The sequence below is a fragment of the Acinetobacter sp. YH16053 genome, assembly GCF_013417035.1.
Taxonomy (GTDB): Bacteria; Pseudomonadota; Gammaproteobacteria; order Pseudomonadales; family Moraxellaceae; genus Acinetobacter; species Acinetobacter towneri.
The window spans coordinates 1-1,326 of sequence record NZ_VPEP01000127.1 but is presented as its reverse complement, the minus strand read 5'-3'; the positions used below and the strand labels follow the sequence as shown (position 1 = coordinate 1,326).

Sequence of the window (1,326 nt, the reverse complement as noted above, 5' to 3'; positions counted from 1 at the left end):
GCTGGGCCTGTGCCAGTTGCTTGAGCCGTTTTAAGCTGTTCACTTGCCAACGCTCCAGCGCCTTTTGTAGCCATAGACGCACCAGCTGCACCAGCAGCAGCGCCAGCTGTCGCAGCAGCCACAGCACGTAGGGCAGAAGTTAAAGCAGCACCACTTCCAATAGATGAACCGTTAATCACACCTTGGAGCATATCAGGCACAATTTTGGTTAATGCCAGCAGTACCACACTACAGCCAATCATACCGACCAAACTTACATTGTCTTCAACATTAAAGCCCGTAGCCCACTCTTGGATAAAAGTAAGTCCAAGACCTGCAATCAATTGTAAGATAAATATTTTTGCACCGACTGAAACAGCATATTGAATAGTTTTCAAGGCATAGTCTTTCGTCCATTGCGAACCTGCAAACCCCATCATTAAGACACTAGCTGACACCACGATATACATTTCAACCAACGCCAAAACCAAGAACGCACAAATCAAGGCAAATGCAATCATGATAATGATTGAAGCAATCAGCATCCCCAATGAATCAATAGGCGACCAAGCACTTACCGAGTTTAAAATCTCTTGGACGATCTTCCAGCCGTTCACAAAAAAATCTGAGGGTGTAAGCAGACTGTAGCCACTGGCGGTAGATGCAGCCTGCCTGAAGCTATTTACAATCGCTTCAGCGAACGTTGCTGAGTTCATCAAAAGCCATGACATAAAGCCAGAATCAAAAAATTATTATGTGATCAGATTTCTTTTCTGCTCAAACTGCTCTTCAATTTTTGAACTCAAAAAATTGACAATAGGCTGCAAAGCATAATGCTCCTCTTGCCAATTTTGTTTGCCGATTTCCCCTCTATATTCCTGTATAAGTCGCTGCAATACGAATTTCTGCTCATCAGAAAGCTGAGACATAACCCATCGTGCAGCATTGTCTTTTGAAGCAATATCCTTCATCACTAAACTAAAATAGATCCGGCATAAAGCTAAAATCTGGTTTCTTTCATCTGCATCCTCATCCCAATGCGCTACAATTTCGGGATAAGTGTCAGACATTGCTTGCCATAGTTCTTGATCAGAAATTTCAGGTGCCCATTGGTTTAAAGCTGGCCCAAATAAAACTGGATGATGAGATCTCGCTTTTCTAAGCAATATACTAATATCTGGGTCTTTCTGTGAGCTCAATATTCCACCTTCTTTAAGCTCTTCACGCAGCCATTCACCAAATTGCATTTCATAACTTAAAGGATAAATTCCAGACTGAATCTCATCTTTTAATAATATAGTAACTTCTAATGGCCTTTGTAATTCCCCAACAGGCTGTGAATTTTTT

2 protein-coding genes are annotated in these 1,326 nt (G+C 41.8%); both read right to left on the bottom strand.

The window, feature by feature from the left end; genetic code table 11:
- Positions 1-695 (bottom strand): P-type conjugative transfer protein TrbL (gene trbL, locus FTV43_RS15515; RefSeq protein ID WP_257224133.1); only part of this gene is annotated, 695 nt, incomplete at its 3' end.
- 36 nt (positions 696-731) lie between these two features.
- On the bottom strand, positions 732-1,326 hold a 595-nt coding region (locus FTV43_RS15510), incomplete at its 5' end, for an aminoglycoside adenylyltransferase domain-containing protein (protein WP_179995842.1).